This is a genomic window from Polaribacter atrinae (assembly GCF_038023995.1).
Lineage (GTDB): Bacteria > Bacteroidota > Bacteroidia > Flavobacteriales > Flavobacteriaceae > Polaribacter > Polaribacter atrinae.
Window position 1 is genome coordinate 138,407 of sequence record NZ_CP150660.1, and the last position, 24,481, is coordinate 162,887.

Annotated in this window: 23 protein-coding genes; 11 read left to right on the forward strand and 12 right to left on the reverse strand. The window is 29.1% G+C overall.

Features of this window, described 5'->3' with window-relative positions; genetic code table 11:
• From WG945_RS00530 to pyrR, 3 genes are read right to left on the reverse strand one after another with little or no spacing between them, the layout of a single operon-like run.
• Positions 1–333 (reverse strand): hypothetical protein, encoded by a 333-nt coding sequence (locus tag WG945_RS00530; RefSeq protein WP_068449640.1) that lies wholly within the window; start codon positions 331–333, stop codon positions 1–3.
• Between the two features lie 44 nt (positions 334–377).
• Complete coding sequence (locus WG945_RS00535) at positions 378–1,307, reverse strand: aspartate carbamoyltransferase catalytic subunit (protein WP_068449641.1); 930 nt, start codon at positions 1,305–1,307, stop codon at positions 378–380.
• 2 nt (positions 1,308–1,309) lie between these two features.
• Positions 1,310–1,849 carry a bifunctional pyr operon transcriptional regulator/uracil phosphoribosyltransferase PyrR gene (gene pyrR, locus WG945_RS00540; protein WP_068449642.1) on the reverse strand — a complete coding sequence of 180 codons (540 nt, stop codon included), beginning with the start codon at positions 1,847–1,849 and terminating at the stop codon, positions 1,310–1,312.
• 193 nt (positions 1,850–2,042) lie between these two features.
• Here pyrR and WG945_RS00545 point away from each other — a divergent pair, with 193 nt between their 5' ends.
• The gene (locus WG945_RS00545) at positions 2,043–3,413 is read left to right on the forward strand and encodes a tetratricopeptide repeat protein (RefSeq protein WP_068449643.1); all 1,371 of its coding nucleotides are present in this window, start codon (positions 2,043–2,045) and stop codon (positions 3,411–3,413) included.
• 109 nt (positions 3,414–3,522) lie between these two features.
• Here the strand turns inward: WG945_RS00545 and WG945_RS00550 are convergent, their stop codons facing one another.
• The 4 genes from WG945_RS00550 to WG945_RS00565 all read right to left on the reverse strand — a co-directional run bounded on the left by WG945_RS00550 (position 3,523) and on the right by WG945_RS00565 (position 7,211).
• The gene (locus tag WG945_RS00550; RefSeq protein WP_068449644.1) at positions 3,523–4,554 is read right to left on the reverse strand and encodes a M28 family metallopeptidase; all 1,032 of its coding nucleotides are present in this window, start codon (positions 4,552–4,554) and stop codon (positions 3,523–3,525) included.
• 51 nt (positions 4,555–4,605) lie between these two features.
• The gene (locus WG945_RS00555) at positions 4,606–5,403 is read right to left on the reverse strand and encodes an ABC transporter ATP-binding protein (protein WP_068449645.1); all 798 of its coding nucleotides are present in this window, start codon (positions 5,401–5,403) and stop codon (positions 4,606–4,608) included.
• Between the two features lie 95 nt (positions 5,404–5,498).
• On the reverse strand, positions 5,499–6,527 hold the full coding sequence (locus WG945_RS00560) for a FecCD family ABC transporter permease (RefSeq protein ID WP_068449646.1): 1,029 nt from the start codon (positions 6,525–6,527) through the stop codon (positions 5,499–5,501).
• Between the two features lie 102 nt (positions 6,528–6,629).
• Positions 6,630–7,211: a non-canonical purine NTP diphosphatase gene (locus tag WG945_RS00565; protein WP_068449647.1), complete on the reverse strand. Its 582-nt coding sequence runs from the start codon at positions 7,209–7,211 to the stop codon at positions 6,630–6,632.
• Between the two features lie 1,024 nt (positions 7,212–8,235).
• Between WG945_RS00565 and WG945_RS00570 the strand changes: the two genes are divergently transcribed.
• Both WG945_RS00570 and WG945_RS00575 read left to right on the forward strand, forming a co-directional pair.
• Positions 8,236–8,874 (forward strand): AraC family transcriptional regulator, encoded by a 639-nt coding sequence (locus WG945_RS00570; RefSeq protein ID WP_340866771.1) that lies wholly within the window; start codon positions 8,236–8,238, stop codon positions 8,872–8,874.
• A gap of 275 nt (positions 8,875–9,149) precedes the next feature.
• Positions 9,150–9,974, forward strand: a complete 825-nt coding sequence (locus WG945_RS00575) for a helix-turn-helix domain-containing protein (protein ID WP_068449648.1) — start codon at positions 9,150–9,152, stop codon at positions 9,972–9,974.
• Here WG945_RS00575 and rlmH read toward each other — a convergent pair.
• Entirely contained in the window at positions 9,946–10,419 is a 474-nt protein-coding gene (gene rlmH, locus WG945_RS00580; protein WP_068449649.1) for a 23S rRNA (pseudouridine(1915)-N(3))-methyltransferase RlmH, read from the reverse strand. The two genes, WG945_RS00575 and rlmH, sit on opposite strands and share 29 nt — an antisense overlap.
• 166 nt (positions 10,420–10,585) lie before the next feature.
• Here rlmH and nadC point away from each other — a divergent pair, with 166 nt between their 5' ends.
• The 7 genes from nadC (at position 10,586) to folE (ending at position 17,882) form a co-directional block, all read left to right on the forward strand.
• A complete protein-coding gene (gene nadC, locus WG945_RS00585) occupies positions 10,586–11,443 on the forward strand; it encodes a carboxylating nicotinate-nucleotide diphosphorylase (protein ID WP_068449650.1) in 858 nt (285 codons plus the stop codon).
• A 96-nt stretch (positions 11,444–11,539) separates the two neighbouring features.
• Positions 11,540–13,639 carry a M3 family metallopeptidase gene (locus WG945_RS00590; RefSeq protein ID WP_068449651.1) on the forward strand — a complete coding sequence of 700 codons (2,100 nt, stop codon included), beginning with the start codon at positions 11,540–11,542 and terminating at the stop codon, positions 13,637–13,639.
• Positions 13,640–13,647: 8 nt separating this feature from the next.
• Positions 13,648–14,016 carry a copper resistance protein NlpE gene (locus WG945_RS00595; RefSeq protein ID WP_068449652.1) on the forward strand — a complete coding sequence of 123 codons (369 nt, stop codon included), beginning with the start codon at positions 13,648–13,650 and terminating at the stop codon, positions 14,014–14,016.
• 6 nt (positions 14,017–14,022) lie between these two features.
• The gene (locus tag WG945_RS00600; protein ID WP_068449653.1) at positions 14,023–14,595 is read left to right on the forward strand and encodes a pentapeptide repeat-containing protein; all 573 of its coding nucleotides are present in this window, start codon (positions 14,023–14,025) and stop codon (positions 14,593–14,595) included.
• Positions 14,596–14,691: 96 nt separating this feature from the next.
• The gene (locus WG945_RS00605; protein ID WP_068449654.1) at positions 14,692–15,630 is read left to right on the forward strand and encodes a YihY/virulence factor BrkB family protein; all 939 of its coding nucleotides are present in this window, start codon (positions 14,692–14,694) and stop codon (positions 15,628–15,630) included.
• A gap of 112 nt (positions 15,631–15,742) precedes the next feature.
• Positions 15,743–17,116 (forward strand): histidine--tRNA ligase, encoded by a 1,374-nt coding sequence (gene hisS / locus WG945_RS00610; RefSeq protein ID WP_068449655.1) that lies wholly within the window; start codon positions 15,743–15,745, stop codon positions 17,114–17,116.
• 97 nt (positions 17,117–17,213) lie between these two features.
• A complete protein-coding gene (folE, locus tag WG945_RS00615) occupies positions 17,214–17,882 on the forward strand; it encodes a GTP cyclohydrolase I FolE (protein WP_231874634.1) in 669 nt (222 codons plus the stop codon).
• A gap of 404 nt (positions 17,883–18,286) precedes the next feature.
• Here the strand turns inward: folE and secA are convergent, their stop codons facing one another.
• From secA to WG945_RS00635, 4 genes are all read right to left on the reverse strand, one after another.
• Positions 18,287–21,628 carry a preprotein translocase subunit SecA gene (gene secA / locus WG945_RS00620; protein ID WP_068449657.1) on the reverse strand — a complete coding sequence of 1,114 codons (3,342 nt, stop codon included), beginning with the start codon at positions 21,626–21,628 and terminating at the stop codon, positions 18,287–18,289.
• Between the two features lie 143 nt (positions 21,629–21,771).
• On the reverse strand, positions 21,772–21,993 hold the full coding sequence (locus WG945_RS00625; protein ID WP_065318236.1) for a DUF2795 domain-containing protein: 222 nt from the start codon (positions 21,991–21,993) through the stop codon (positions 21,772–21,774).
• A gap of 170 nt (positions 21,994–22,163) precedes the next feature.
• On the reverse strand, positions 22,164–22,736 hold the full coding sequence (locus tag WG945_RS00630) for a cob(I)yrinic acid a,c-diamide adenosyltransferase (protein WP_068449658.1): 573 nt from the start codon (positions 22,734–22,736) through the stop codon (positions 22,164–22,166).
• A 97-nt stretch (positions 22,737–22,833) separates the two neighbouring features.
• The gene (locus WG945_RS00635; RefSeq protein WP_317039182.1) at positions 22,834–23,487 is read right to left on the reverse strand and encodes a class I SAM-dependent methyltransferase; all 654 of its coding nucleotides are present in this window, start codon (positions 23,485–23,487) and stop codon (positions 22,834–22,836) included.
• A 209-nt stretch (positions 23,488–23,696) separates the two neighbouring features.
• Between WG945_RS00635 and WG945_RS00640 the strand changes: the two genes are divergently transcribed.
• The gene (locus WG945_RS00640; RefSeq protein ID WP_068449660.1) at positions 23,697–24,479 is read left to right on the forward strand and encodes a polysaccharide biosynthesis/export family protein; all 783 of its coding nucleotides are present in this window, start codon (positions 23,697–23,699) and stop codon (positions 24,477–24,479) included.
• Positions 24,480–24,481 lie beyond the last annotated feature (2 nt).

The window sequence follows — 24,481 nt, forward strand, 5'->3', positions numbered from 1 at the left end:
TTAAAACCCTAGTTCCCTTTCCATAGCTTCCATTTCTATTACATCTATTGCTTCTTGTAAAGTAGGTGTAATGTTGAAGTTGTCTGGAAAATCGTCTATATTAATATTAGAATTTACTAGTACAAATGATGTGCCATTTTCCTTTTTTTGAGTCGCTACTCTCAAAAATAGTGAAAGATCTTTTACTGTAGCATCAATATTGTCTGAAATTTGTATGATAATGTGTTCTTTAGACCTTTTTTCTTCTTCTTTTAAGAAAGAATTATAAAATTCAGAGAATGAGTTTTCTTCACTTAAAATAAGTGTGTAAGCTTCTTTTTTGTCTATTTTCATTTTTACTGATTTAATAATACACGGATTGTAAATTGCGTTTAGATTTATCTCTTAACTTGTTGTGCTAGTAAATAAATAACTGCCATTCTTACAGCAACTCCGTTTTCTACTTGATTTAAAATAATAGATTGATTAGAGTCTGCAACATCACTTGTAATTTCTACACCACGGTTTATAGGTCCTGGATGCATGATTACAATTTTCTTGTCTAGGTTATCTAAAATCTCTTGATTTATACCAAAAAGTTGTGTGTATTCTCGGGTAGAAGGAAAATATTTAATATCCATTCTTTCATGCTGTACACGTAAAACGTTCGCAACATCGCACCATTCTAATGCTTTTTTAAGGTTGGTTTCTACTTCTACACCTAAACTAGATATGTATTTAGGAATAAGTGTTGTAGGTCCACAAACTTTTACTTTAGCACCTTGTAATTGTAATGCAAAAATGTTAGATAATGCAACTCTAGAATGTAAAACATCCCCAACAATAACTATTTTTTTGCCTTTTACATTTCCTAGTTTTTCTCTAATAGAGTAAGAATCTAATAAAGCTTGAGTTGGGTGTTCATGAGTTCCGTCTCCTGCATTTATAATTTTTGCATCTACATGTTTAGATAGAAAAACACCAGCACCAACACTAGCGTGTCTCATTACCACAATATCAACTTTCATAGCTAAAATATTGTTTACGGTATCAATTAATGTTTCTCCTTTTTTTACAGAAGATTGTCCTGCAGAAAAGTTAATTACATCGGCAGAAAGTCTTTTCTCTGCCAATTCAAAACTTAATTTTGTACGCGTACTATTTTCAAAAAACAAGTTAGCAATGGTAATATCTCTAAGAGAAGGTACTTTTTTTATAGGTCTGTTTATTACCTCTTTAAAATGGTCTGCAGTTCTAAAAATAAGATCAATATCAGTTTCTTTTAGATACTTTATTCCTAATAAATGTTCTACACTTAATTCTGACATAATTATTTTGATTCGATATAAACTGCGTCTTTTTTATGTGTTTCTTTCCAAGTAACCAATACCTTTTCGTGGTTAATAGCATCTACTTGACGTCCTCTGTAATTTGGCTGAATTGGTAAATGTCTACTAAAACGTCTGTCTATTAGTACTAGGAGCTCAATATTTTCTGGTCTTCCGTAGGCTTGCATTGCAGTTAATGCAGCTCTAACGCTTCTACCAGAATATAAAACATCGTCAATAATTACTACATTTTTACCTTCAATTATAAAGTCCATTTTAGTTGCAGTAGCTGCTAAAGGCGCATCTCTTCTTCTAAAATCGTCTCTGTAAAAGGTAATGTCTAATAATCCTAATTGTAAGTTTTTAACGTTGTAAGTTGTTTTTAATAAATCGGCTAATCTATTAGCCAAAAAACTACCTCTAGGTTGCAAACCAATTAATACGGTATTAGAAAAATCGTTATGATTTTCGATTAACTGACAAGCCAATCGATGTAAAATTATTTCAATATCCTTTGAGTTAAGTAAGTTTTTTTTGCTCATAAGAAAGCTATCAATTTAGCTTGATAGTTATTGAAAATCAAAATTACTGTAAATAAATGTATGTGCAAAATTTATAGCTATTAAAAACGGAATCACTTTTATGTTAACTAAATTGTTGAAAAAAAATAAAGCTATATAAATTGAGAGATAAGAGATGTAGTACCTTTAATATTCTAATTCAAAACTCATAGTTATGTCCCTATCAAAGTTTGAATCCATGCTCAAAACCAACGCAATTTATTTTTTTGATTTGGTTGAGTTTGAAGAAATAATTGTACATTATTTAGATGCAGGTAAACATGCTTTGGCCAAAAAAGCCGTAAAACTTGGGTTGCAACAACACCCTGCTTCTGTAGATTTAAAACTATTGCAAGTAGAAATTTATGTTTTTGAAGATGAGTTAGATAAAGCATCAATACTGCTGAAAATAATTGAACGTTTAGAGCCTAATAATGATGAAGTTTTTATACAAAAAGCAACAATTAGTTCTAAACAAGGAAACCATAAAGATGCCATAGAATTATTAAAAAAAGCATTGACTTTTACCGAAGATAAAGTAGATGTTTGGTCTCTTTTAGGGATGGAATATTTGTATTTAGACGACTTTAATAATGCAAGTTCTACGTTTATAAAATGCGTAGAAGTAGATTTTGAAGACTATTCTGCATTGTACAATATTCTGTATTGCTTCGATATGGAAAATAAACACGAAGAAGCAATTAGTTATTTAAATGGTTATGTAGAAATAAACCCATATTGTGAGGTTGCTTGGCATCAATTAGGAAGGCAATATTTTATTTTAGAAATGTTTGAAAAAGCATTAGCGTCTTTTGAATATGCCGTTTTAATTGATGAATCTTTTATTGGCGGTTATTTAGAAAAAGCAAAAACCTTAGAGCAATTAGGTCGTTATAAAGAAGCTATAGATAATTATTTAATTACTTTAGAGTTAGATGATGCAACGGCTTTTGTTTGTCTTAGAGTAGGTGAGTGCCATGAAAAGTTATTAAATTTAGATGAAGCTATTTTATTTTATAAAAAGGCTGTGCATGAAGACCCTTTATTAGATAAAGGCTGGGTGTTGCTTGCTAACTTATCATTTTTGGATGAAAACTATCAAAAAGCAGCATATTATATTTCTAAAGCTTTAAAAATAGAAGAAGATAATTTTTTATATTGGAGACGGTATGCTGAAATTAATTTAAGACTTAATTTCTATGAAGAAGCGGTTACAGGTTTCGAAAGATGTTTGGCTTTAAATGATGATGGATTAGAAGTTTTTATAGGTTTAACAGATGTTTTGTCTTTTTTAGGTGAGTTTAATGATGCTATGAATACTTTAATCAAAGCGCAAAAAGTGTATAAGGATGTAGCTGAAATAGAATATAGATTGGCTGGATTATTTTTTATTCTGAATAAAGAAAAATTTGGATTTGATCACTTAATTGCTGCTCTAAAAATAGATTACGAATATAGTATTGTTTTAAAAGAGTTGTATCCTATTGTCTATGACAATAAAAAATTACAACAGCTTTTAATGAATTATAAAAAAGCGATGGAATAGATTACTTTAAAGTTTGTTTTCTTTTTCTAATTTATAGAAAATATTTTTATATAAAAAAACCTCACAATTTTGTGAGGTTTTCTTGTTTTTGGAGCTTTAATAAAACATATTATTTACCAGCTTTATCAACAACTAATCTTGTTTTTCTATTAGCAACTTCCCATGCTGTGTGAAAAACCAAACGAGTTCTTTGTTCTAATAATTCATATTCAATTTTATCTGGAGTATCAGAAGGTCTATGATAATCTTCATGTGTTCCATTAAAATAAAAGATAACAGGTATATTATGTTTTGCAAAGTTATAATGGTCAGATCTGTAATAAAAACGATTAGGATCGTTCTCATCATTATATTTATAATCTAAGTTAATATTGGTGTATTTTGTGTTAACACTATCAGAAACTTGATGTAACTCAGTACTCAATTTATCTGCACCAATTAAATAAACATAGTTAGGATCTGTTTTATGGGCGTCATCAATTCTACCAATCATGTCTATATTTAAATTACAAACAGTATTTGTTAATGGAAATATTGGGTTTTCCGTATAATATTTAGAACCTAATAAACCTTTTTCTTCACCGGTAACATGTAAAAATAAGATAGATCTTTTAGGGCCTTTACCTGCTTTTTCTGCTTTTTTAAATGCTTCTGCAATTTCTAAAATAGCTACAGAACCAGAACCATCATCATCTGCACCGTTATAAATTTTACCATTTTTTATTCCTTCATGATCTAAGTGGGCAGAAATAACAACAATCTCATCTGGTTTTTCTGTTCCTTTTATAAACGCTAAAACATTTTCAGAATCTTTTAAAGTAGATCTTCTAGAGTTTTTGTTTAAAAAATCTGAAGGTACTTTTTGAAAATAGTTGTCGCCATCTAAAGGAGAAGTGATTTTTTGACTTACATAAAAATCTTTTAAATAGTTCACCGCTTTTTTTTGACCAGGTTCACCTGTATTTCTTCCTTCAAACTCATCCGAAGCAAAAATATATAAATGTGTTTTTAGGTTTTCTGCAGTAATTGTCTCTGCAAATTTTGCAGCATAATCGATATTTAAATCTTCTTGCGTGGTGGTTTGACTAGAGCTACATGCCATTAAAAAGAATAGCCCAATAGTGTAAAAGGTGTTTTTCATGAGTTTGGTTGAATAAAAATTATAAAGTTGATTGTAAAATAAACATCAAACTTAACTTTTGTTTATCACAAATTGTTGTAACGTTTTGTTAAAATTAACAATTTCTTTAGGAAAAAGGGTGTCAAAAGCATTGGTTGCTATCAGTTCTGTAGGTGTGCCAAAATGAACTGTATTTTCTGTTAAAAGCATTACTTCATCAGCTAATTGAATAGACAGATTTATTTCATGAGAAGAGATTATAATCGTTTTATTGGTATCTGCAACTAACTTTTTTAGTAATGAAAATATTTTAATGGTGTGGTGTATGTCTAAATGTGCTGTTGGCTCATCTAAAATAATTATTTCTGTGTCTTGCGCTAATGCACGTGCAATTAAAACTCTTTGTAATTGACCGTCACTTAATTCATAAAAACGACTGTTTTTAAGGTGTTCTATTTCTGTTTGTTGAATTGCTATTTCTACTTTTTCAATGTCTTTAGTAGAAAGTTTATCAATCCAATTGGTATACGGTTGTCTACCTAATGCTACCAACTCGTAAACGGTTAATTGGCTTTCTGGTAAACGTTCTGTTAAGACCAAACTTAACTGTGTAGAAAGAGCTGTTTCTGTTAAATCTTTTAAGTTTTTATCATGAATAAATACAGCTCCCAAAATAGGTTTCTGAACCTTAGAGAGTGTTCTTAATAGGGTAGATTTTCCGATGCCATTTTTACCTAAAACAGTAACTAGTTTTCCTTTTTCAATTTCTAAATTGATATTTGATGCAATAATTTTAGCGTTCTTTTTTTGCTGATAACCTATGGAGAGGTTTTCAGTTTTAAGAATGATATGTTTATTTTTTATTTTCAAAGTTTCAAAGTTTCAAAGTTTCAAAGTTTTCGAGTTTTAAAGTGAAGCTTGTTTGCTTTGTCTCTTTATGACTGTTTTTTACTTTGATACTTTTGTTAAACAAACAATCTCTTTTTTCTAATTAGTAACCAAATAACAATTGGTGCACCAAATAAAGATGTAATTGCATTTATAGGTAATGTAAATTCGCTTGTAGGCATTTGTGCAATAGCATCGCAAATTAACAAAACAATTGCACCAATAATAGCTACCGCAGGTAATAGTATTTTATGGTTAGAACTAGTAAATAACATTCTTGCAATGTGTGGAACCGCCAAACCAACAAAGGCAATTGGTCCAGAAAAAGCTGTAATTACACCTGTTAAAATACTAGTGATAAGTAAAATAATATTTCGACTTTTTTTGACATTCACACCTAAGCTTTTTGCATAATTTTCACCTAATAAAAAACTATTTAAAGGTTTTATAACGGTGATGGTTCCTAAAATTCCAATACAATAAATAATTGTAAAAACGGTAATTTCATTCCAAGTTAAATTCCCCAAACTACCAAAACTCCAAAAGAGGTATTGCTGTATTTGGGCTGCTTCACTAAAGTAAGCTAAAACACTAATAACTGCCGATGTTAAGGAACCAAACATTAAACCAATTATTAAAATAGACATGGTGTTTCTCACTTTATTTGCTGCAATTATTACTGCTGATAAAACTAAAAAAGCACCTAAACTAGCTGCAATAGGTAAAGACCAATTAGAGATAGAACTTATTAAGAAAACGCCTCCAAATACAGAAGACCCTAAAATTAAAATAGCAACGCCTAAGCTTGCACCAGAAGAAATACCCAATACAAAAGGACCCGCCAAAGGATTTCTAAATAAAGTTTGCATTAATAAGCCACAAATAGACAAACCAGACCCCACTAAAACGGCAGTTATAGCTTTTGGTACCCTAAAATTGATAATAATAGTTTCCCAACTTTCTTTGGTTACATTACCTCCAAAAAGGCTATTAAAAATATCTTTAAAAGGAATGGAAACAGACCCAAAGCTGATGTTTAAAAAAAACAAAACTACCAGTGAAATAGATAAAAAAAGGAAGTGTTTTGCGTATGATTTGTTTTCCATTGATAATTGTTTGGTCGAGTACAACCTAAACTTATTTTAAACTGTTCTAATGCAGTGCTAAAATCTTCAAGTTAAAAAATAGTATGGCGTTAGAGTATTAATTTAATATTTGTATTTTAATAAAAACCTTACTAATTTCTGAATAGCAATTCCTCTATGAGAAATGGTGTTTTTTTCTTCTGATGTCATTGCTGCAAAAGATTTTTCAAAGCTTTGTGGTTTAAAGATGGGGTCATATCCAAAACCTTTTTCTCCCTGTTTCTTTTCTAAAATGTCTCCTTTGCAAATTCCTTCAAAAATAAAATTTTCGTCATTTAAGTTTAAAGCTACTGCGGTTCTAAATTGTGCTTTTCTATTGTTTTTAGATTTTAAATCTACCAATAATTTTTGCATATTATTTTCAGAATTAGAGGGTTCACCTGCAAAACGAGCAGAATAAACTCCAGGTTTTCCATCTAAACTTTCTACTTCTAAACCTGTATCATCAGCAAAACAATTATAGCCAAATTTTTTGGTAATATAATCTGCTTTTAATTTAGCGTTTCCTTCTAAAGTTGTTTCTGTTTCTTCTATTTCATCAAAACAGTTAATGTCTTTTAAACTCAATAATTGTATTGAGTCTGGTAACATTTCTTGAACTTCAGCAAGTTTGTTTAAATTGTTGGTAGCGAAAACTAATTTCATCTGTTTCATTTTAGCAAATGTAAGAAATTAAACAGTGAAATTTTAAAGAGTCCTGCTATAGAAATTGATTAATAATAAAAATTTAAATTTAGGTATTATCGTAATTGGAAGTGCTCTAGTAAAAAGTGTAAAATAAAGTTATAGGTAACGATTTTTTTTGGTAAATATAAAAAACTTGTCAACATGTGCTTACATAAAAATCAAAAGAAACTATTTTATCATTCCCCCAAATTCATAAAAATCACTTTTTTATTTTCAATAAACACATATATATCGTTGACAAGTTTATTTACTTTTCTTCTTTTCATATGCGAACTCAAACTTATAATAAATAAATAATGTAAACTTCATTTAAAAATTTAAAGACTAGTCATTTTAATGAAATCAGTAAGAATTTTAATGAATCAGTAATAAAATTAAAAGAATATTAGTTAATTTTTTGTAGGTTTGATAAATTAAAATACCCCAAATAGTTTGATTGAAGCCTTTTTATTTTTATTTACAGGCATTATTGGGCTTGTTACACTTACCTTAATGATTAGGTCATATAGATCTAATCCATTTTGTAATTTTTTTTTAGTTTTAATTATAAGTGTAATTTCATTTCGTTATTTTTTTCATGGTAGTTATGATTTAGGTTTACAAACCATTTTAAAACCGGACAGCGGTTTATATTCTTTATTATTTTTAATTCTTGCTCCTTCTTTATATTTATATTATAAACATTTAGTAGATCAGAAAAAAGCATACAACCCTAAAGATTTTAAACATCTTTTTTTTATAATATTTCTATATCTAATCAATTCAGTTGAAGTTTTACAAAATAGCTTTATATTTTATTTTGGTACCATGACTAATTTTTATTTGATATCAATTTTTGTGCTGTTTTATATCGTTTTAATATTTAGATTGTTAAAGAATAAAGTTTGGTTCAGAAAAAAACATACTTTTAAATAAAGATCATTTTAATTTGGTTAAAAACTGGACCATTTATTTTTTTATAATTAACATACTTTGCAGTTTAATGGTTTTTATTTCTTTGTATTTAGAGTTTAAAACTGGGAGTAAGGTTTCTGGGAAAACAATGGCTGTTTTTTCAATGGTTTTTTGGTTATCCGTTTTCTTTAAAATTTTAATCTCTCCAGAAATTTTATACGGACTTCCTATTCTTAATAAAACCTTATTAAAATTTAATGAAGTATCACCTGAAGAGGAAGCGCAATTAGCTCCAGTAAGTGACATTGTAGGTAATAATTGGGTAATAGAAGTTGCTATAAAAGAAGATAGTCAAGATTATAGATTACAAGAAAATATAAGAACCAATATTGTAAGTTATATTCAAGAAGTTGATAAGTTAAGTACAGAACAATTTATTTTTAGAGGTCAAAAAGTTTCACAGAGTGATATAGCAGAAACTTTAGGAGTACCTACAAGTCATATTGTGTATTTGTTTAAATATCATTCTAAAATTTCTTTTACAGAATATAGAAAAAATAGTAGAATACAAGATGCTCTTAAACTTATTGAAGGTGGTTTTTTAAACTCAGAAACCTTTGAGTCTTTAGCCTATAAAACGGGTTTTGCGTCTTACAATCCTTTTTTTATCGCCTTTAAAAGTATTACATCGCATTCACCACAAGATTACATTAGGGGTAAAAAGTAGTAGAAAGGTATTTTTAGATACTTCTCTATCGTTTTTAATTGGTTTACCAGAAATAAGTTATATCAATCTAATAACCTCTTCCTTTTTATGAATATTATTTTTAATTTACTAAAAAAATAGAGAGAAAACATACTGTAATTATAAAAACAAAAAAAGTGTTAAAACTATTGTTATTATTGGTTTGTCGTGTAAATGTCGGGTTAAAATCTATGAATATGTTTATCAAAATAAAAAAACTAAAGTAACATTGTATGGTAAATAAAAATATACATACGATGAAGCAACCTGAACTAGGAAAAAGAATTTTTGAATTACGAAAAGGAAAAGGCTTAACTCAAGAAGAGTTAGTTGAACAATGCAATATTAATGTTAGAACAATACAAAGAATTGAAGCAGGTGAGGTAAACCCTAGAAGTTATACCATTAAGATTATTTTAGAAGCTTTAGGTGAAGATTTAAATAAGATTGATGTTATTTCTAAAAAAGAAAGTGTTGAAAGCAATTGGACAGAAGGAGAATTAAAAACATTAAATAATAGTTGGATTTTTGGTGTTTTTTATACCATTCTTAATTTAGTTGGTATTTTAGTTCTGCTTTATTTGGCAACGAGTAATGTAAGTAAAGTAGGTGTTTTAAGTTTTAAAATACCGTATGCAATTGTTTTTTTTATTTTAATAATCCCTTTTCTTAATGGTTACAAACTACTAGCTCAAAAATTTAATAATATTTTATTACTAAATGCTGTATACGTATATTTTGTAATAAGTGTGTTAATGACAATAATAATGTTCTTTACTAAAAGTTCTGGTTTTATTAGTGCTTTAGAAATAGCTTTAAGTGTAATTTCTATGGTGATTTTTGGAGTTGGAGAATTAATTATGGGGCTAGGTATTTTAAAACTAAAAGAAAATATAGGCTCAATTGCTCAGGTTACAGGAATAATAAAGATTGTAAACGGTATACTACTTGTTACGGTATTTTTATCGCCTATAGCTTTGTTTCTTATGATTGGAATACTAATATTAGAAGTGGTCCTTTTACATAATACATTTAAGAAGTTTAATAGCTTAATTACTCATGATGGTAAGGCTCATTCTTAAGAATTGTAAAACCTCTATATAATTGTTCAACAATAAAAAGACGAATCATTTGGTGAGAAAACGTCATTTTAGAAAGAGATATTTTTCCAATTGATTTTTTATAAACCGCATCAGAAAAACCATAAGGGCCGCCAATAACCAAAACTAACTGTTTTGTACCAGCATTCATTTTCTTTTGTAAGTACTTAGAAAACTCTATAGAAGTATAGTGTTTACCTTTATCATCGAACAACACTAATTGATCTGTGTTTTGTAGTTTAGATAAAATCAATTCTCCTTCTTTTTCTTTTTGTTGAATTTCGCTTAAATTCTTCACGTTTTTAATGTCGGGAATAATCTCTAATTCAAACTTTATGTAGTGTTTTAATCTATTTTGATATTCATCAATTAACTGAATCAAGTTTTTGTTGTCAGTTTTACCAATGGCTAGTAATTTAATTTTCATAATTCTTGTCAGGTCGAGCGCAGTCGAGACCTTATAAAAACCTCTCGACTGCACTCGAGGAGACAATTATTGTCGGTACAAATTTATCTGTTTTAAAACATAAATTCAACAGAAGTAACAAAAAGTTGAAAATCATTGGTTATTTTTACATCAGAATTCAATAATTATGATATCAAAAGAACAATTTCAGAACGAGTTAGATTTAATTATAAAAAATGCTATTAGAGAAGATGTAGGAGATGGAGATCATACGTCACTTTCTTGTATTCCTGCAGATGCAGAAGGAAAAGCAAAATTGTTGGTAAAAGAAGATGGAATTATAGCTGGAATAGAATTTGCAAAACAAGTTTTCTCTTATGTTGATAAGGATTTACAGGTAGAAACGTTTATAAATGATGGCGAATCGGTAAAGTATGGAGACATTGTTTTTCATGTTTCCGGTAAATCTCAGTCTATATTAATGGCAGAACGTTTGGTGTTAAATGCAATGCAAAGAATGTCTGCAATTGCAACAAAAACTGCGTTTTTTGCAAATTTATTGAAAGGAACAAAAACCAAAGTATTAGATACAAGGAAAACAACACCAGGAATTAGAGCTATAGAAAAATGGGCTGTAAAAATAGGTGGAGGAGAAAATCATCGTTTTGCTCTATATGACATGGTAATGATTAAAGACAATCATATAGATTTTGCTGGCGGAATTACAGCAGCAATTACCAAAACAAAAAAATATTTAGCAGAAAAGAATCTTGATATTAAAATTATTGTAGAAGCAAGAAGTTTAGAAGAGATTAAAGAAATTTTGTCTAACGAAGGTGTTTATAGAATTCTAATTGACAACTTTAATTATGAAGATACTAAAAAAGCAGTTGCTTTAATTGGTGATACTTGCTTAACAGAATCTTCTGGAGGAATTAACGAAGAAACGATTAGAAAATATGCAGAATGTGGTGTAGATTTTATTTCTTCCGGAGCATTAACACACTCCGTTTACAATTTAGATTTAAGTTTAAAAGCTATTTAGAGTATAAAATAAATAAAAGATTAAAGTACAGAGGCTAATTTTGAAGCTTTGAGCTACTTTTAATTTTGTCACTAAAAATAATGAAATAATTTATACATGAAAAAATACATTTTAATAGCAACTCTAGCTTTTGTAGCAAGTTGTGATACTAAAGAAGCAAATAAAGAAAACAATATGGATATCTCTAAAAATCCTTTATTAGTAAAAAGTACGTTAGAATATGGTACACCAGATTTTACTAAAATTAAAGCAAAACATTTTTTACCAGCTATTTTAGAAGGGATGAAATTGCAAAATGAAGCTATTGAAAAAATCACTCAGAATACTGATGCTCCAACTTTTGAAAATACCATTTTAGCTTTAGAAGAAAGTAGCAAAAAGTTAGATGCAGTAACAGCTGTTTTTTATGGATTGGCTGGTGCGCATACAAATGATACGATTAAAGAAAATCAAAAAGAATTAGCGCCAAAGTTTTCTAAGCACTCTGATGATATTTTGCTAAATACACAATTGTTTGCAAAAGTAAAATCGGTTTATGAGAATCTATCTGAAGTAAATTTAGATGCAGAATCTAATCATTTGGTTGGTGAGTATTTTAAAAACTTTTCTAAAGCAGGTGCAAATTTATCCGAAGAAAAAAAAGAGAAGTTAAAAGAAATTAATTCTGAAATAGCGAGTTTATCAAATGATTTCGGAAAGAAATTATTAGACGCGAGTAAAAAAGGTGGAATTGTAGTTACTAATAAAGAGGATTTAAAGGGTTTGTCTGATGAAAAAATAGCGTCTATAGAAAAAGATGGTACTTATGAAATTCAGTTAATAAACACAACGCAACAACCTTCTTTGCAAACATTAGAGAATAGAGACGTTAGAAAAAAGTTATTCGAAAAGTCGATTCACAGAACAGATGCAGGTGAATATGATACAAGTGATCTTGTTTTAAAAATGGCTTTATTAAGAGCTCAAAAAGCACAAATTTTAGGTTTTGATACTTATGCTAGTTGGAGTTTACAAGGCACAATGGCAGCAACACCAGACAAAGTTTTTAATATGTTTAAAAACTTAATTCCGGGTTCTTTAGAAAAAGCAGCTTCTGAAATAAAAGAAATTCAAACAGAAATTAATAAAGAAGGTAAGGACTTTAAATTAGCTGCTTATGATTGGAATCATTACGCAGAAAAAGTGCGTAAATCTAAGTATAACTTAAACGAAGATGATGTAAAACCTTATTTTGAAATGACAAACGTTTTAGAAAAAGGAGTTTTTTACGCTGCTACAAAATTATACGGAATCACATTTAAAAAACGTACAGATATACCAACCTATCATCCAGATGTTGTGGTGTATGAACTTTTTGAAGAAGATGGAAGTAAATTAGGTTTATTTTTTGGAGATTACTTTGCAAGAGATAGTAAACGTGGTGGTGCGTGGATGAGTAATTTTGTAAAACAATCTAAATTACGCAACCAAAAGCCCGTAATATATAATGTATGTAATTCGCCAAAACCAGCAGAAGGAGAACCTGCATTAATCAGTTTTGATGAAGTAGAAACCATGTTTCATGAGTTTGGACATGCGTTACATGGTTTTTTCGGAAACCAAAAATATGCTTCTATTTCAGGGACAAGTACGGCAAGAGATTTTGTAGAGTTTCCGTCTCAGTTTAATGAAAACTGGTCTACGCATCCAGAAATCTTAAAGAACTATGCAGTACATTATAAAACAGGAGAAGTGATTCCTGCTGAATTATTACAAAAAATAAAAGATGCTGGTACTTTTAATCAAGGGTATTCTATGATAGAAAACTTATGTTCTTCTAGTTTAGATATGAAATGGCACACAATTTCTGCAAATGATAAAATTGAAGATGTAGCAAGTTTTGAAGCAGAAGCATTAAAAAGTATGAAATTAAATCTTGATGAAATTCCACCAAGATATCGTTCAACTTATTTTGCACACATTTTTAGTGGTGGTTATGCAGCAGGTTATTATTCGTATTTATGGACAGAAATGTTGAGTCATGATGCCTATGATTGGTTTAAAGATAATGGTTTGTTAACGCGTGAAAATGGACAGAAATTCCGTGAGCAAGTTTTATCTAAAGGAAACACAATGGATTATGCAGAAATGTATAAAACATTTGCAGGGAGAGATCCTAAAGCAGCACCAATGTTAGAAGCAAGAGGTTTAAAATAAAATATAAAATGAAACATATTATAAAATTTATAGCAGTAGTTTGTATCCTTCTGTCTGCTTGTAAAAATAACGAACCACAAGATGTATCGGGTGTTTATATAGGAGAATTTCCTTGTGCAGACTGTGTAGGGATCGATAATAAAATGTCTTTAAATTCTGATGGAACTTTTGTGCTAGAAAGTACGTATAGAGGAAAAGGAGATGATACTGTTTTTACGAAAACAGGAAATTATTCCGTTGAAAACGGAAAAGTAATTTTAGAGTTGGTAGAGAGTCCTTTTAAATATAAAATTGGCGACAATTATATTGAAATGTTAGATATTGATGGAAATAAAATTGAAAGTGAATTAAACTATAAATTAACAAAGCAAGATTAAGTTTATATGACAGATACTTATTTTGATAGTGAAGAATATACGAAAATAGATTTTACAAAAAGAAAGATTGAAAAAGGTGAATATGACAATTGCACATTTACAGATTGTAATTTTGAGAATGTTCATGCATCCAATATTCAGTTTGTAGAATGTGAGTTTATAGATTGTAATTTTAGCAATGCAATTGTAAATAACACGGCTTTTAAAGAGGTTGATTTTATCAATTGTAAAATGATTGGTGTAAAATTTAATGAATGTGATTCATTTTTATTACAATTTAATTTTAAAGAATGTCAATTAAGTTTTTCATCTTTTTATCAATTAAAAATTCCGAAGACAAAATTTAGTAATTGTAATTTGCAAGAAGTAGATTTTACAGAAACTATTTTAATAAATGCTATTTTTGATAATTGTGACTTTAAAGGCGCAATTTTTGGTGAGTCTAATTTAGAAAAATCAGATTTTAGAACATCATTTAATTTTAACATCAATCCAGAAAAGAATCGTTTAAAAGGAGGGAAGTATAGTAAAGAGAATATTTTAGGTCTTTTAACTGAATATAAAATTATTGTTGAGTAAATTATCAATAGGTGTAGGCCGAATGTTACTAAGTTTTATCAGAAGAATAAAATCACAAAGGCACTTACTTTAACTTTGCCCTTTGAAATTAAATTAATGAGTAAAGAAATAGAAGACAAATTAGAGAAAATACCAATTATTAATCTCTTGGTAATATTTGGAAAGAAAATAAAAATTCCGGGTTTAGAAGGGATGTCTTTGTACGACGTAATAGAGATGTATATTATTGGTATTTTAAAAGGAGCTTTAACAACGAGAGCAGGCGGAATTGCATTCAGTTTTTTTATGGCTGTTTTTCCTTTTTTATTATTTATTTTAACCTTAATTCCATACATTCCTATAGAAGGATTTCAAGAAGGATTGTTTTCATTTATTAAAGAAATTTTACCACCACAAACATTCGATGCTGTAGATGTTGTGTTAAAAGATATCATTAATAATCAGTATGGAGGCTTGCTTTCTTTCGGTTTTTTATTGTCTATCTTTTTAATGACAAATGGCGTAAACGCTATTTTTGGAGGTTTTGAACATTCATACCATATAACCGATGTTAGAAATGTTTTTAGAGCTTATTTTATTTCTTTAGGAGTTTCTTTATTAATGTCTTTATTTTTAATTGTAACTATTACTACGCTTATCCTATATCAAGTAGCATTGTCTAAAATAGATGAAACAGGTTGGTTAGATACGGGTGATTTAGATCTGTTTCTTTTAGGTAAAAATGTCGTTTTCTTAGTGATGATATTCACAATTGTATCTTTACTTTTTAGATACGGAACAAAGCAAGGTAAAGAAACAAAATTCTTTTCTGCAGGTGCAATTTTAACTACAGTTGTATCTTTGTGTACGTTTTATTTATTCGGTATTTATGTGGTTAAATTTGCCCAATACAATCAATTATATGGTTCTATTGGTACCCTTTTAATATTGATGTTATTTGTTTGGCTAAATGCAATTATCTTATTGTTAGGGTTTGAGTTAAATGCTGCTATTTATGCTTTAAGATTCCGAAATAAAATCGATTCAATTTTATAACATTTCTAAGTTTTTCACGATATTTGTGCACGCTAAAAGCAATTATCATTTAACAATTATCAGTAATCTGGTTTATTGATAAGTGATAAATGAACATTGATAACTGATTTATATGAAACCAAGCATACCAAAAGGAACCAGAGATTTTTCGCCAACAGAAGTAGCGAATAGAACGTATATAATGAATACGATTAAAACTGCTTTTGAAACATTCGGATTTCAGCCTATAGAAACACCAAGTTTTGAAAATTCATCAACCTTAATGGGGAAATATGGTGAAGAAGGAGATCGTTTGATTTTTAAGATTTTAAATTCTGGAGACTTTTTAAAGAAGGCTGATGAAACCCTTTTATCAGAAAAAAATAGTTTAAAGGTAACTTCTCAAATTTCAGAGAAAGCGTTGCGTTATGATTTAACAGTACCTTTTGCTCGTTACGTAGTACAACATCAAAATGATATTACGTTTCCTTTTAAACGCTATCAAGTTCAACCTGTTTGGAGAGCAGATAGGCCACAAAAAGGACGTTTTAGAGAGTTTTTTCAGTGTGATGCAGATGTTGTTGGCAGTAAATCTTTATGGCAAGAAGTAGAATTTGTACAATTATATGATACCGTTTTTAGTAAACTTGGTTTAGCAGGAACGAATATTAAAATTAATAATAGGAAAATACTTTCTGGTATTGCAGAGGTTATTGGTGCGCAAGACAAATTAATCGATTTTACGGTAGCTTTAGATAAGTTAGATAAAATTGGTAAAGAAGGTGTTGTTAAAGAAATGCTATCTAAAGGAATTACAGAAGACGCTATAGAAAAAGTACAACCTTTATTCGATTTTTCTGGGTCTAATTTAGATAAATTAGCTTCATTAGAAAGCATGTTATCAACTTCTGAAGAAGGAACAAATGGAGTAGAAGAGTTACGTTTTGTAATTAATGCTGTTGAAGAATTAGGTTTAGAAACAGCAACATTAGAAGTAGATGTAACTTTAGCAAGAGGATTAAATTATTACACAGGAGCAATTTTTGAAGTTGCTGCGCCAAAAGGTGTAAAAATGGGTTCTATTGGTGGTGGTGGAAGATATGATGATTTAACAGGGATCTTTGGTTTAAAGGATGTTTCTGGAGTTGGAATTTCTTTCGGATTAGACAGAATTTATCTAGTTTTAGAAGAATTAGGTTTGTTTAAAGCAGTAGATCTACCAAAACCAAAGGTTATTTTCTTGAATTTTGAGTCTGATACTGATGTTTTAAAAATGAAAGCGATTAAAGTTTTAAGAGAAAATTCTATAAAAAGTGAATTTTATCCTGATTTAGCAGAAAGTAATAAAGCGCAAAAACGACAATGGAAGTATGTTAATTCTAGAGAGATAGAATTTGTAGTTTCTAAAGTAGATAACGATGTTTTTACATTAAAGAATATGGTTTCTGGAGAACAAACAGATTGTAATTTATCGGAGTTAGTAGCATTATTAAAAGCAAAATTATAGTTTTATAATTTTTATTGATTCGTAAACTAAAATAATACGTTGCAAACACGTAAATTTGCACTATAATAAGAATGAAATGTTTGAATTTAGCAGCAAAATGAATGACGAAAGAATTGAAGAAATAGGAGAGAATCACGTTGGTACATCAGCCAAAACTCCATTAAGAGCAGATGCTTTTGATATTACTGATGAAGAAAAAATTGAAAGAATTCAAGAAAGTGTAAAGGATATTTTAACCACTTTAGGTTTGGATTTAACAGACGATAGTTTACAAGGAACTCCTAAAAGAGTTGCTAAATCTTTTGTTAATGAGCTTTTTATGGGGTTAAATCCTAAAAATATGCCAAAAGCTTCTACGTTTGACAACAATTACAATTATGGTGAAATGTTAGTTGAAAGAAATATCGTTGTATATTCTACTTGCGAGCATCATTTATTACCTATTATTGGTAGAGCGCATGTCGCATATATTTCTGATGGAAAAGTAATCGGACTTTCTAAAATGAATCGAATTGTAGAGTATTTCTCTAAGAGACCTCAAGTACAAGAACGTTTAACTATGCAAGTTGTACAAGCAATGCAAGAAGCTCTAGGAGTACAAGATGTTGCTTGTGTTATTGATGCAAAACATTTATGTGTTAATTCTAGAGGTATTAAAGATATAGAAAGTTCTACTGTTACTGCAGAGTTTGGTGGTAAGTTTAAAGAAAAGGAAACTAAAAGAGAATTTTTAGAATATTTAAAAATGAATACAAGTTTTGAATAAAATTTAATCATTTTTATATAATATTTAAACCGTTTAGAATTACATCTAAATGGTTTTTTTATGCTTATTTTTTAATAAATGAGTATTATTAATTCGTTAAATGATGGCTTTTACTTCAGTAGGTGTGCAGCATTGTAATAAACGACTTAATCTTGATAAGTATAGTAAGCCAGACTATTTTAAATGAGATTATGTGTAAAGAAAGAAAATAATAAATATTGATATTTATAAATCCAATTCTTAAACAGACTGACTGCTTGGTTTTAATTAATAATTGAGATTAACAAAAAAAACGTTTAGAAATTTCTAAACGTTTTTTTGAATTGTCTATTATTAAAAAAAAATGATTAATTAACCAGATTTTCTCAACCTTATTAAAAAATACTTATTTTCTAAATGGTAGATTATTTATTAACTACAACCCATTCTCCTTTTTCTATTAAAGGAATTGCTTGTTTAAATTTAACTTCTTTTTCTTGACCACTCATTACGTTTTTAATAGTAACACGTTCGTTTCTACCAACTTTTGGTTGCTCACGTACTATGGTTTCAACAGGTTCAGATGGTTTCTGACGAGAACTCTGAATAGCTTGTTCTGTAGAGTTTTGAACATCTGCTTTAGATGTATTTAAACTTTCTCTTTTTTGTTGACGTGCTTCAGAAATTTGATTCGCATCTTGACTTGGAAGCTCTCCTTTAAATAAGAAAGATAATACTTCTCTATTTATTTGATCAACGGTAGTTTTAAATAATTCAAAAGCTTCAAACTTATAGATTAATAAAGGATCTTTTTGTTCATAAGACGCATTTTGAACAGATTGTTTTAAATCATCCATTTTACGTAAATGATCTTTCCAGTTTTCATCTATAATTGCTAGTGTAATGTTTTTCTCGAAATCTGTAATTAAACTTTTTCCTTCACTTTCATAAGCTTCTTTTAAGTTGGTTACAACCTGTAAAGATTTAGTACCGTCTGTAAAAGGAACTACAATTCGCTCATATCTATCACCTTCATTTTCAAAAACATCTTTAATTACAGGAAAAGCTAAAACGGCATTTCTTTCAATTTTGTTTTTGTAATGTTCGGTAACAAGATCATATAATTTGTCTGTAATTTCTTTTTCTGAAAGTTTATCAAATTCTGCTTCTGTAAAAGGAGAAGTCATTGATGAAAATTTAATCAATTCAAATTCGAAATTATGGAAATTCTTGGCAGCTTTATTTGTACGAGTAATAGATTCACAAGTGTCATAAATCATGTTTGCAATATCTACCTGCAAATGTTTACCATCTAATGCATGACGTCTTCTTTTATAAACAAACTCACGTTGAGCGTTCATAATATCATCATACTCAAGTAAACGTTTACGAATACCAAAGTTATTTTCTTCTACTTTCTTTTGTGCTCTTTCTATAGACTTGGTAATCATAGAATGCTGAATTACTTCACCTTCTTTTAATCCCATTCTGTCCATCATTTTGGCAATTCTATCAGAACCAAAAAGACGCATTAAATTGTCATCTAGTGCAACGTAAAATTGAGTTGACCCAACATCACCCTGTCTTCCTGCACGTCCACGTAATTGTCTGTCTACACGTCTAGAATCATGACGTTCTGTTCCGATAATTGCTAAACCACCAGATTTTTTTACTTCATCAGATAATTTAATATCTGTACCACGACCTGCCATGTTTGTTGCAATGGTTACGATACCTGGTTTACCTGCTTGAGCAACAACATCTGCCTCTCTTTTATGTAGTTTTGCATTTAAAATATTATGTGGAATTTTACGCATTTGTAACATTCTACCTAATAATTCGGATATTTCTACAGAAGTTGTACCTACTAAAACAGGTCTATTTTGTTCAACTAGTTTTACGATATCTTCTATAACTGCATTGTATTTTTCACGAGCAGTTTTGTAGATTAAATCTTCTTTATCATCTCTTTGAATAGGTCTGTTTGTAGGGATTTCTACAACATCTAATTTGTATATTTCCCATAACTCACCAGCTTCTGTAATTGCAGTACCTGTCATACCAGACAGTTTTCTGTACATTCTAAAGTAATTCTGTAAAGTTACAGTAGCAAAAGTTTGAGTAGCATCTTCAATTTTTACATTTTCTTTTGCTTCAATTGCTTGGTGTAATCCGTCTGAATAACGACGACCGTCCATAATACGACCTGTTTGTTCATCAACAATCATTACCTTGTTATCCATAACAACATACTCAACATCTTTTTCAAAAACAGTGTATGCTTTTAAAAGTTGATTCATTGTATGAATACGTTCACTTTTGATGCTAAAGTCTTTATATAGTTCTTCTTTTTGAGCAGTTTTTTCTTCTTTACTACTTTCAGAATTATCTATTTCACCAATTTTAACTCCAATATCTGGTAATACAAAGAAGTTGTCATTTGCAGTTTTTTCTGATAAATCTGCAATTCCTTTGTCTGTTAAATCAATTTGATTATTTTTTTCTTCAACAACAAACCATAAGTCTTCATCTACTTGTGGCATTAACTTGTTGTTATCTTGCATGTAGTAGTTTTCTGTTTTCTGCAAGATTTGTTTATTTCCTTCTTGAGATAAAAACTTGATTAATGCTTTATTTTTAGGTAAACCTCTGTAAACTCTTAATAATAAGAATCCACCATCTTTATCATTACCTTCTGCAATTAATTTTTTAGCTTCTGCAAAGACACTTACTAAATGGTTTTTTTGTTTAGAAACTAATTCTGATACTAAAGGTTTTAATTCGTTAAACTCATGTCTGTCTCCTTGTGGTACTGGTCCAGAAATAATTAAAGGAGTTCTAGCATCATCAATTAAAACAGAATCTACTTCATCAATAATAGCATAGTTAGGGGCTCTTTGAACTAAATCATCTTTAGAGCTAGCCATATTATCACGTAAATAATCGAAACCAAACTCGTTATTTGTTCCGTATGTAATGTCTGCGTTATAAGCTTTTCTACGTGCATCAGAATTTGGTTGATGGTAATCTATACAATCTGTTGTAAAACCATGAAACTCAAAAAGAGGTCCCATCCACGCTTTATCACGTTTTGCTAAATAATCATTTACAGTTACTAAATGAACTCCATTTCCGGTAAGTGCATTTAAGTAAACGGGTAGGGTAGAAACTAATGTTTTTCCCTCACCTGTCATCATTTCTGCAACTTTACCTTGATGTAAAACAGAACCACCAATTAATTGTACATCGTAATGAACCATGTCCCAAGTAACAGGTTTACCAGAGGCATCCCAAGAATTAGCCCAAAATGCCTTATCTCCTTCTAAAGTAACATTGTCTCTTTCTGCAGATAATTCTCTATCAAAAGGAGAAGCTGTAACTTCTACCTTTTCATTTTCTACAAAACGTTTTGCGGTTTCTTTTACTATAGCAAATGCTTCTGGCATAATCTTAAGTAAAGTATCTTCAGAAACTTTATATGCTTCATCTTTTAAAGTATCTATTTCTGTATAAATATCTTCTTGACGATCTATATTTGCCGTCTTAGCTTCTTCTTCTAATTCAGTAATTTTAGTATCAAACTCTTTTGTAGCAGTTTTTATCCTTTGCTTAAACTCTATGGTTTTGGCCCTTAAACCATCATTAGAAAGTTTAGAAAATTCTATTTCGAATTTTTTTACATTTTCAACAACTGGTTGTAAAATTTTTAAATCTTTTTCTTGTTTATCACCAACAAAAAGTTTGATTACTGAATTTAAAATATTCATTTATTATGTTATTTTCAGTTAAATTAATAACTGTATTATAGTTCCGTATCAGGTTTTTTAAAAGCCTGAAAAACAGTTTTCTAGGTTAAAAGAAAACAAAAAAAAAAGCCTCTTTAGAGACTTTTTATATTTAATTATTATGTTTAGTATTCATCCTCATTCCAAAGATAATCATCTTCGGTTGGATAATCTGGCCAAATTTCAACAATTGAATCGTACGCATCACCTTCATCTTCTATATCTTGTAGGTTTTCTACTACTTCTAAAGGAGATCCAGTTCTAATAGCGTAATCTATTAATTCGTCTTTGGTTGCTGGCCAAGGCGCATCTGCTAAATAAGATGCTAATTCTAATGTCCAATACATTTCTTAATGTTTAATTTTGTGCAAAAATAATTTTTTTACTGAATTATACAAGTCTTTTTTAAGAAATATATATAGAAGTTATTTAATGATTTTGTTAATAACTTAAAGTTAGTGCTTTAAGTGATAAATAAAATTAAAAAACTTCTTTAAATCGATAAAAAAAGAACGTGTTAATTTTTTGTAGGAATCCATTTAATTTCGGCTACTGATAAGTCTTTAGACAACTTTCGTGCCAACGTAAAAAGGTAGTCAGAAAGTCGGTTTAAGTATTTTAGTATGTCAATATTAATGTTTTCTTGATCATTTAATTCAACAACCAAGCGCTCGGCCCTTCTGCATATGCATCTTGCAATATGACAGAATGACACAGATTGATGTCCGCCAGGGAGAATAAAATGGGTCATTTGAGGAAGCTCTAAATCCATTTTATCAATTTCTTCTTCTAAAAATAAAATAGAAGCATCGTCAATTTTTGGAATGTTAAGTCTCTCTTTTCCATTTTTTAAAGTTTCTTTTTCTGGAGGTGTTGCTAACATGGCACCTAAAGTAAATAATTCATTTTGAATTTTTAATAAAGATTCTTTAATAGGTATACTTATGTCTTGATCTTTTATTAATCCAATATAAGAGTTTAATTCATCTACATTACCATAACTCTCTATACGTAGATTGTACTTTTTAACTCGTGTACCACCAAAAAGAGCGGTTGTACCAGCATCACCTGTTTTTGTATATATTTTCATAATATTACTTGCCGTTTATTATTAAATCAAAGTTACAAAGTTTAAAAAGAGTGTTGTTTAAAATTAACACGATTTAACATTTTAAAAGATATACTCTTTATACTCTTATTTTAAAATGTTCTTTTTCTTGTTCTTTTCTAAAGAAAACAATTCCCCAGTAAAAAATATCAACCGTAACTTTTACTTTTTTATGATTTTTAATTTCTGTCCAAGCTTCTTTCATGTCATCATTCCAATAAATATCATCAAAAATCCAAACAGAATTATTATTAATAGTATCTATACAGGTATTGAAATAATGTAAGGTGTCTTTTCTTGTGTGATTTCCATCAAAATAAATACAATCGAATTGTTGGTTTTTGATGGCTTTTGGAATCGTGTCTTTAAAATCACCCGTAATTACTTGAATATTTTTATAATTATTTTTAGTAAATAACTGATTAGCAACATTACTTGTTTCAGGGCACCCTTCTAAAGTTATAATGTTAGATTCTTTGTTTGCTATTTTAATTGCTGTAGTACCTAAACCTAAAGACGTGCCAATTTCTAAAACGTTTTTAGGTTTAAAATATTGAATTAAACGAATTAGTAATTTTGCTTTTTTATTTGATACACCTGCAATTTTAGCGATTTTAAAAATTTGACGATTATTGTTTTTAAAAACTTTAGATCCTGCACCAAAATCTGTGACTTTTATAAAACTTTTGTTGTCTAATAATTGTTGCTTTGTTTTAGAAAATAAATTGATCAAAATTGGATCCGTTTTTTTGTAAAAACATTTGGTTATTAAATCATACACAAACGGGGAGTGAACCCCATGTTGATTGGATGATTTTACGAGGAATTTTAAATATTCTGTTATCAAATAAATCATTTTTATATAAAAAACGAAAGTAAAATAAAATTATAGTAAACCACTTTTAAAAAGTATATTTGTGTATATTTATGATTAAAATTACAATGAGAAACCACTTTTTACTACTCTTATTTATCCCTTTTCTTTTTTCGTGTATACCAGCTAAGGATATAATTTATCTACAGGGAGAGCCAATTGCAAAAAAAGAGATTAAAAGAATTAATAACATTCCTTACAAGTTACAGGTTGATGATATCTTAAATATAGATATAAAATCTAATGACGAAACCTTAGTATCTGTTTTTAAGAAACAATCTAGTAATTCTAAGAATACAACTATAGATGAATCTCAAATGTTTTTTAATGGTTATAGTATAGATAGTTATGGGAATATAAGAATGCCTACTTTAGGAGAAGTTAATGTTTTAGGGTATACTGAGCTAGAGGTTCGGAAAAAAATAGAAAATGAATTAAAAAAGTTCATTAAAACTCAAGAAGAACTTTTTGTTTCAGTAAAATTGGCAGGTATTAAATATACAGCTATTGGAGAAATAGGAAGTCCAGGTCCTAATATTATTTATCAAAATAAGCTTTCTATTATAGATGCTATTTCTAGTTCTGGAGATATTACTGCTGTCGGTAATAGAAAGAAAGTTGAAATTATTAGAAACTCGATTACGGGGACAGAAAAATTCACAATTGATTTAACACAAATAAGCGCTTTTGATTCGGATGTTTTTTATATCAAACCAAATGATATTATAAATGTTATTCCACTGAAACAAAAGACATGGGGGACAGGTACTACTGGTCTTGGAGCACTTACAACAATTGTTTCTTTATTTACATTAATAAGCACTACTTTTATTTTAGCAAGAAACTTATAAGA

What these genes read in the sequence shown, in the direction of transcription:
- WG945_RS00530 (WP_068449640.1), bottom strand. Translation starts at nt 333, where the DNA reads ATGAAAATAGACAAAAAAGAAGCTTACACACTTATTTTAAGTGAAGAA.
- WG945_RS00535 (WP_068449641.1), bottom strand. Translation starts at nt 1,307, where the DNA reads ATGTCAGAATTAAGTGTAGAACATTTATTAGGAATAAAGTATCTAAAA.
- pyrR (WP_068449642.1), bottom strand. Translation starts at nt 1,849, where the DNA reads ATGAGCAAAAAAAACTTACTTAACTCAAAGGATATTGAAATAATTTTA.
- WG945_RS00545 (WP_068449643.1), top strand. Translation starts at nt 2,043, where the DNA reads ATGTCCCTATCAAAGTTTGAATCCATGCTCAAAACCAACGCAATTTAT.
- WG945_RS00550 (WP_068449644.1), bottom strand. Translation starts at nt 4,554, where the DNA reads ATGAAAAACACCTTTTACACTATTGGGCTATTCTTTTTAATGGCATGT.
- WG945_RS00560 (WP_068449646.1), bottom strand. Translation starts at nt 6,527, where the DNA reads ATGGAAAACAAATCATACGCAAAACACTTCCTTTTTTTATCTATTTCA.
- WG945_RS00565 (WP_068449647.1), bottom strand. Translation starts at nt 7,211, where the DNA reads ATGAAATTAGTTTTCGCTACCAACAATTTAAACAAACTTGCTGAAGTT.
- WG945_RS00570 (WP_340866771.1), top strand. Translation starts at nt 8,236, where the DNA reads ATGGTTTTTATTTCTTTGTATTTAGAGTTTAAAACTGGGAGTAAGGTT.
- WG945_RS00575 (WP_068449648.1), top strand. Translation starts at nt 9,150, where the DNA reads ATGAAGCAACCTGAACTAGGAAAAAGAATTTTTGAATTACGAAAAGGA.
- rlmH (WP_068449649.1), bottom strand. Translation starts at nt 10,419, where the DNA reads ATGAAAATTAAATTACTAGCCATTGGTAAAACTGACAACAAAAACTTG.
- nadC (WP_068449650.1), top strand. Translation starts at nt 10,586, where the DNA reads ATGATATCAAAAGAACAATTTCAGAACGAGTTAGATTTAATTATAAAA.
- WG945_RS00590 (WP_068449651.1), top strand. Translation starts at nt 11,540, where the DNA reads ATGAAAAAATACATTTTAATAGCAACTCTAGCTTTTGTAGCAAGTTGT.
- WG945_RS00595 (WP_068449652.1), top strand. Translation starts at nt 13,648, where the DNA reads ATGAAACATATTATAAAATTTATAGCAGTAGTTTGTATCCTTCTGTCT.
- WG945_RS00600 (WP_068449653.1), top strand. Translation starts at nt 14,023, where the DNA reads ATGACAGATACTTATTTTGATAGTGAAGAATATACGAAAATAGATTTT.
- WG945_RS00605 (WP_068449654.1), top strand. Translation starts at nt 14,692, where the DNA reads ATGAGTAAAGAAATAGAAGACAAATTAGAGAAAATACCAATTATTAAT.
- hisS (WP_068449655.1), top strand. Translation starts at nt 15,743, where the DNA reads ATGAAACCAAGCATACCAAAAGGAACCAGAGATTTTTCGCCAACAGAA.
- folE (WP_231874634.1), top strand. Translation starts at nt 17,214, where the DNA reads ATGAATGACGAAAGAATTGAAGAAATAGGAGAGAATCACGTTGGTACA.
- secA (WP_068449657.1), bottom strand. Translation starts at nt 21,628, where the DNA reads ATGAATATTTTAAATTCAGTAATCAAACTTTTTGTTGGTGATAAACAA.
- WG945_RS00625 (WP_065318236.1), bottom strand. Translation starts at nt 21,993, where the DNA reads ATGTATTGGACATTAGAATTAGCATCTTATTTAGCAGATGCGCCTTGG.
- WG945_RS00630 (WP_068449658.1), bottom strand. Translation starts at nt 22,736, where the DNA reads ATGAAAATATATACAAAAACAGGTGATGCTGGTACAACCGCTCTTTTT.
- WG945_RS00640 (WP_068449660.1), top strand. Translation starts at nt 23,697, where the DNA reads ATGAGAAACCACTTTTTACTACTCTTATTTATCCCTTTTCTTTTTTCG.